The sequence below is a fragment of the Butyrivibrio proteoclasticus P6B7 genome (genome assembly GCF_000622085.1).
GTDB classification, from domain to species: Bacteria; Bacillota; Clostridia; order Lachnospirales; family Lachnospiraceae; genus Butyrivibrio; species Butyrivibrio proteoclasticus_A.
Genome location: NZ_JHWL01000046.1, coordinates 1 through 6,439 on the forward strand (window position 1 = coordinate 1; position 6,439 = coordinate 6,439).

The following is a 6,439-nucleotide window of genomic DNA, read 5'->3' on the forward strand; positions in this document are numbered from 1 at the left end:
TCCTTCTTTCAGAGCCAGATCTTGATATGAGATTTCACTTGTTAAATATAACTCTATAACAGAAAGTTTCTTTTCGAAAGAATATATTTGTTGCTGACGAGAACGCACAAGTCCATCATCTCCGAAAGCTTGATAATTCTGGACCCATCTTTCAATGATGGCTACAGCTGGAATTCCATAAGTTTTAGCAAGATACCTGTAGCTGCCTTCACCTTTTAAATAAGCGAAAACAACTTTCTTCTTAAATTCATATGAATATTTAGCCATAAAAATACCGACCTCCCAATCGTTAGATTTTTGGTCTAACTTTTGGGGGTCGGTACATTTTTCCTCCCTGGCTCTTTTTTTGCAAAAAAAAGAGTCAATTTTCATTGACTCCGAAAAATTTTTATTTGCATGCATCTATAACATCCTGCATCTTAAGTGGCCCGCCAAAGATATCAAGGGCACTTCCCACAGTGACATCTACCTTGCCTTTCCCTAGCTTCTTAATGAGCTTGATATCGGAAATGCTGCTGATTCCTCCAGCGTAGGTGATAGCTCTTTTGCCCCATGAGGAAAGGATCTTAACCACATTCTCTTCTATTCCGGACTGCTTGCCCTCCACGTCTGCTGCGTGAACAAGGAATTCGTCGCAGTACTCAGAAAGTTCATCCAGAGTGGCTTCGCAGAGCTCCACATCTGTAAGTTTCTGCCATCTGTCCGTCACCACCATATAGGTGCCTTCGTCAGTTCTTTTGCAGGAAAGGTCTAGAACAATGTTCCCTCTTCCAACAGTCTTGACCAGCCTTTTAAGGTTGGCCATGTTGATCTTGCCGCCTTTAAACACGTAGGAAGTAACGATGACCTTGTCTGCCCCTGCATCAAGGAATTCCAAAGCATTATCAGATGTAATGCCGCCTCCGATCTGCAGATCTCCAGGCACAGCCTTAAGGGTCTCCATGGCCTGTCTCTTGGTGCTCTCATAATATGGGCTGTCCACAGGATTAAGGAGAATCATGTGTCCGCCGGAAAGTCCAAGCTCTCTATACATTCTGCCGTAGAACACAGCGTCCTTGGAGGATACAAAGTTCTCAGTGGCTGCGCTGCCAACGTCAGAAAGGCTTCCGCCCACGATCTGCTTAACTTTTCCATTATGAATATCGATGCAAGGTCTGAATTTCATAACTTCTCCCTAATTTAGGCCAGGACATCAGCCATATCGTACATTCCAGCGCCTTTACCAGCAAGGAACTTAGCTGCCTCTATAGCGCCTTTTCCGAAGATTGCTCTTGAATAAGCTCTGTGAGAAAGAGTAACTACCTCGTCGTGACCAGCAAAGATAACATCGTGGTCACCAACTATGGTTCCGCCTCTTACTGCAGAGATTCCAATCTCCTTAACAGGGCGTTTCTCGCGCCTTTCGCTTCTATCGTAAACGTACTCATATTCATTATTAAGTGATTCATTGATGCTGTCTGCAAGAGCGATAGCTGTTCCGCTTGGTGCATCGAGCTTTTGATTGTGGTGCTTCTCAACGATCTCAATATCGAAGCCTGCTGCCGCGAATAAAGGAGATACCTCTTTTAACACCTTAAGGAGGGCATTTACGCCAACTGACATGTTGGCCGACTTAAGAACTGCTACCTTCTTAGAGGTCTCAGAAACCTTATCAAGCTGCTCCTTGGAAAGGCCTGTTGAGCAAAGAACTACAGGCGTATTGTGCTCTGCACAGTAATCAAGAAGTCCGTCCACAGCTGATGCGTTAGAGAAATCAACGATAACATCAGCTGCAACATCAACCTCTGAAAGGCTCTTAAATACTGGGAAATCATAGGTGCTCTCACCAAAGGCATCAACACCTGCAACAACTTCTATATCTGCATCTTCTTTAACAAGGTCCACGATCACATGTCCCATGCGACCGTTGCAACCATGCATGATCATTCTAGTCATTTCTTTTCCTCCAACATTGTGTAATTCTATGTAGAACTGGTCCAAATTTTAGATAAGTCCGTATTTCTGCATCTCTTCCTTAAGAACTGCCTCGTTAGCAGGCTCCATCTTGGTAAGAGGAAGACGAAGTGGGCCAGCCTTAATTCCGATCATCTCAAGGGCACTCTTTACAGGAATAGGATTAACCTCTGAGAAAAGAGCTTTCACAAGAGGAAGGGCCTTGAACTGAAGCTCTCTTGCTGTAGCAAAGTCTCCATCAAGACACTTCTGGCAAATATCGTGGGTCTGCTGCGGAGCTACGTTTGAAAGGACTGAGATAACTCCAAGTCCGCCAACTGCCATGATAGGCACGATCTCGTCATCATTGCCGGAGTAAAGATCTACACATCCCTCAGCAAGCTGCATCATACGGGATGTCTGAGCGATATTACCTGTAGCATCCTTGATTCCTACAATGTTCTTGTACTGTCTGCAGAGCTTAACAACTGTCTCAGGCATGATATTGCAGCCTGTTCTGCTAGGTACGTTATAAAGAATGATAGGAATATTGATAGCCTCTGCGATTGCTCCAAAGTGAGCAAGAAGACCATTCTGAGTAGCCTTGTTGTAATATGGTGATACGCAAAGAACTCCATCTGCGCCGTATTCCTCAGCTATCTTGGAAAGCTTAACAGCTGTCTCTGTACAATTAGAACCAGTACCTGCAATTACTGGTATTCTCTTATTAACCTTATCAATACAGAACTTAACAACCTCCATGTGCTCTTCTTCAGACATGGTTGCTGCCTCACCTGTGGTTCCACACACGATGATCGCATCTGTTCCGTTCGCGATCTGGAACTCGATAAGTCTTTCAAACTCTTCGTAATTAACTTCTCCGTTTGCATTAAATGGTGTTGCGATTGCAACTCCTGCTCCCTTAAATATTGCCATTTTATCCTCCTTTAAGATGACAAAGAACCAGTTGGCCAATAAAAAACCGGCTCAACATGTTCGATGAGCCGGCTAGAATAATTCCATAATAATCTAAAAAGATTAAAATTGATAGCGCCCCATCTTGCGATGACAGTTATGAAGCTCTTAACTTCATACCCAAGCATTCAGTTACAAGGATTCTGAACCTTTCGGCATATTTTCCTTTCATCAGGCTTCATCTGTGCCTTTCACATCCACCTGGTTACTCTTAAAACACGCAACCTCTATCTAAGTCTTTGTATTTGGTTTTTTAAATAGTACACCACCTGTCAAGAAGGTGTCAATACCATGGCACTTTTTCCAATGAAGTTGTCACTTGTTCAAGTCCTCATGGTAACTGGGTTCTTTATTCAGCCCCTGCGATTGTCATATCCTCAATCTTGATGATTGATGGCATAAGCATGTTGTTGTACTGCTTGCTCTCTTTAGACATGTACATGCAGTTCATAAGCTCTGCAAGGCTTCCGGATACGGATCCTCCGCTTACTGGAGTCACCTTGTCTCCCTCATGGTAGTAGCCAAGTCTGATCTCACCAGCAATCTCACCAGTGATCTCATCAACTGTAAAGTCAGAGAACTGAACAACTTCAAGATATGTGCCACTTCTAAGCTCAGCCTCTGTCCTACTTCCGCCAAGGGCCTGGAAATTAGATACCACATAGGAATCCTTGATGCCCAGGTAATATCTGCACTGGCAGCCTCCCCAGAAATTCTCAGGAACATTGTCCCTAATGATATACATATCCTTAGTCTTGGCACCTTCACTATCGATGTCACCGTTTGAAGATGAGTTAGGTAGCTCTTTTAACCCAAGGAGGGTAACCTTGTCGCCCTTAACCTTGTCAGAGATCTCCTTGCCAATCTCGAAGTTGGAGTAGCCTCTGTACTTGTACTCAGCCATCATCTTGCAGGCAAACCACTTGTAGATCTGGCCTGCATCCTCTGTAGGAAGAACCACTGTAGCCTTGTTAAGAGCTGGTGTTGGAACAGTGCTAAGTCTATCCTTACCGTACTTAAGTGAGTTCTTGATCTCGCTTACAATGTGCTCCTTGTCGCAGGTTCCAGCCTTGTACATGCTGTAGATCTCAATCTCGTGCTCTTCGTTTCTTGCGTTAACCACAACCTCTACCATTGAGCTTGGAGAAACTACTGTTGCGTCGATTCCCTCAGAGTTAACGTATCTTCTCTTGTTCTTCTCAACGAAGATCTCGTAGGAGTTGATGAACTCGCCAGAGGTCTCTGGAACCTCGTTAAGAGCCTCGATGTATGCCTTGGAAACAGCCCTTGGATCAACGTCTGTTGAGCTTACCTCCACCTTTTCACTGTTGAGCTCGTAGTAAGGGTTCTTAACAAAAGAAGCTCTTTCATACAGGTTATCAATAACCTTCTTAATCTCTTCCTCTGTGGCTGTTGGTGGAATCTCCTCAGATGCTGTTCCAAGGAACTTGCCATCCTCAAGCTTTCTGTGAACCTTAACTGTGATGTGCTCTACGTCACGAACCCTGTTCTGATCAAGCTCATGCTTAATGAAATAGAACTCCCAAGCCTCTGTGACTGTATTTATAACCTCCCAGGCATCTGCGCTGGAGGCTTTAAGTATCTCAATAATCTTATCTGTCATTGTGCTTTCCTCCCTATTAGCCTAGTCTTGCAACAGCTTTAAGATATGGGCCGCCATCTACTGTCTTAACCCACTCCTTGTAGCCCTTACCACAGGCGCCGCTTCCAAAGGATTCGTAGTCTTTGCTGGCCATGGAAATTGAGCCAAGAAGATCTGGAACATAGCCTGTAAGGCACACTGGAGCCACAACCTTGCCGGTGAGCTTACCGTCGATGATCTCATAGCCCCTTGATACTATACACTGGATTCCCCAGTGCTTAGGATCCTCCATACCAGAGAACATGCCGGATAAAAGATATCCCTTCTTAACTGAAGCAATCATCTCTTCATTGGTGTACTCTCCGCTGTCAAACATGGTGTTGGTCATTCTTGTGTAGGCCTTGTGCTCGAAGTTCTGTCTTTTACCATTTCCTGTTGGCTTGATTCCTAGACGAAGTGCTGCAAGAGCATCGCACACGCCGGTCTTAAGGATTCCCTTGTCGATCTCGATAACGTCTCCTGCAAGAGTTCCCTCATCGTCGAAGGCATAGCTTGAAACGTCCTTAATAACCTTAGCGCCCTCGTGCATTGTTACATTCTCAGAACCAACTCTCTTTCCAATGAATTCCTCACCGAGAGCTCTCTTTTTAACGAACATATCCATCTCAACGCCGTGTCCGAAGGCTTCGTGGGCGATAAGGCCGGAAACCTCAGGTGTTGTGATGATCTCGTACTCACCAGGAACGATATGGTCGCTGCCAAGATTGTCCTCAAGCTCCTTGAAGCTCACATCCACCAGGTCTGCGAACTTATCAAAAAGAGCTGGACCTTCCCTGTCAGAAATGCCGTTATAAACGAAGTCGTTCTTCTCTCCGCGGATACCAATCATAACGATGCTGCCCTCTGAGATAACGTAGCTCTGACGAAGATCTCTGTTCTCTGTAAGGAACATCTTGCAGACGTGGGTTGACTGAGCACGAACTGTGCAGTCGATAACCTCATCAGACTTGGCCTTTCCTGCATCTGAGAAGCCCTGGAGCTTCTGCATAAGCTTATCAAGGTCCTCATCCTCAGGCATGGACATGGTTTCCATCTCCACGAAGAGCTCCTCTTTTTCGTCTGACAGCTTAGGTGTGTCGTAGATCTTGGATCCGGTCTCTGTTAAAAGAGCTAACTGCTGATCCAGAACGTTCTTGATCTTCTCTGCCTGCGCTGCAGCGTTGTCCTTATCAAAAATGTTGAAAGCATATTCGCTATAAAGACCGTCCTTATAGACTCTGACTACATTACCTCTTTCTGACATAAGAGTGTTGTTGCCGTTTATACCTTTAACCTTCTGAGAAGCATTTACGCTAAATCCAGTGGAATCAGTTGCAAGGATTGAGACATAGTCATAGCTCTTATTAAGCTCTTTTATCAGACTCTTAAGTCCCGGTGCAACTTCTGTTAAATATGTAGAAAACTTTGCTTTCATACCCTTCTCCTTCCTTTCGTATTTAATGCCACGAATGCCTTAATTATAAGTACTGACGGGCTATGTGTCCATATGGAAAAGCCAAGAATTTATGCGGCAGAAGGAGGCTTGTCAAGTAGAGTAAATAAAGATTCGGAAAAATAAGAAAAGGGAAAGCATCATCTTCATGATAAGATTAGATTTGCGAGAAAATAATCTAAGAGAAGGTGGTGCTTTCCATGTACAACAGTATACTACAGTTTATTCAGAAAGATATTAGAGAGATTGAATTAATTGTAAAAGAGCTCCTTGATGGGGAAAGAGATACAGCAGATCTGTCACAGGAGGTGCACAAACGGGTACTGAACCTTGGATGTAGTCTCGTAAGTGAGATATATGAACAGATAGATGAGGAGATATTTGGGAGCCTTGTAAGAAAAAACAGGTACTACGTTGAACATAAGGATATGCCCCGC

General features: G+C 44.3%; 7 protein-coding genes and 1 riboswitch. Of the genes, 1 reads left to right on the top strand and 6 read right to left on the bottom strand.

Features of this window, described 5'->3' with window-relative positions:
- From T541_RS0116285 to T541_RS0116310, 6 genes are all read right to left on the bottom strand, one after another.
- On the bottom strand, nucleotides 1-267 hold a 267-nt coding region (locus T541_RS0116285; RefSeq protein WP_026653652.1), incomplete at its 3' end, for a helix-turn-helix domain-containing protein.
- A 121-nt stretch (nucleotides 268-388) separates the two neighbouring features.
- Nucleotides 389-1,165, bottom strand: a complete 777-nt coding sequence (gene hisA, locus T541_RS0116290; RefSeq protein WP_026653653.1) for a phosphoribosylformimino-5-aminoimidazole carboxamide ribotide isomerase — start codon at nucleotides 1,163-1,165, stop codon at nucleotides 389-391.
- 14 nt (nucleotides 1,166-1,179) lie between these two features.
- Entirely contained in the window at nucleotides 1,180-1,935 is a 756-nt protein-coding gene (dapB, locus tag T541_RS0116295; RefSeq protein ID WP_026653654.1) for a 4-hydroxy-tetrahydrodipicolinate reductase, read from the bottom strand.
- A 48-nt stretch (nucleotides 1,936-1,983) separates the two neighbouring features.
- Entirely contained in the window at nucleotides 1,984-2,868 is an 885-nt protein-coding gene (gene dapA / locus T541_RS0116300) for a 4-hydroxy-tetrahydrodipicolinate synthase (RefSeq protein ID WP_026653655.1), read from the bottom strand.
- Between the two features lie 104 nt (nucleotides 2,869-2,972).
- Nucleotides 2,973-3,145: riboswitch (Lysine riboswitch) on the bottom strand.
- Nucleotides 3,146-3,256: 111 nt separating this feature from the next.
- Nucleotides 3,257-4,531, bottom strand: a complete 1,275-nt coding sequence (locus T541_RS0116305) for a metallopeptidase TldD-related protein (RefSeq protein WP_026653656.1) — start codon at nucleotides 4,529-4,531, stop codon at nucleotides 3,257-3,259.
- 16 nt (nucleotides 4,532-4,547) lie between these two features.
- On the bottom strand, nucleotides 4,548-5,984 hold the full coding sequence (locus T541_RS0116310) for a TldD/PmbA family protein (protein ID WP_026653657.1): 1,437 nt from the start codon (nucleotides 5,982-5,984) through the stop codon (nucleotides 4,548-4,550).
- A 218-nt stretch (nucleotides 5,985-6,202) separates the two neighbouring features.
- Between T541_RS0116310 and T541_RS0116315 the strand changes: the two genes are divergently transcribed.
- Nucleotides 6,203-6,439, top strand: a 237-nt coding sequence (locus T541_RS0116315) for a hypothetical protein (RefSeq protein ID WP_026653658.1), incomplete at its 3' end; no start/stop codon positions are given.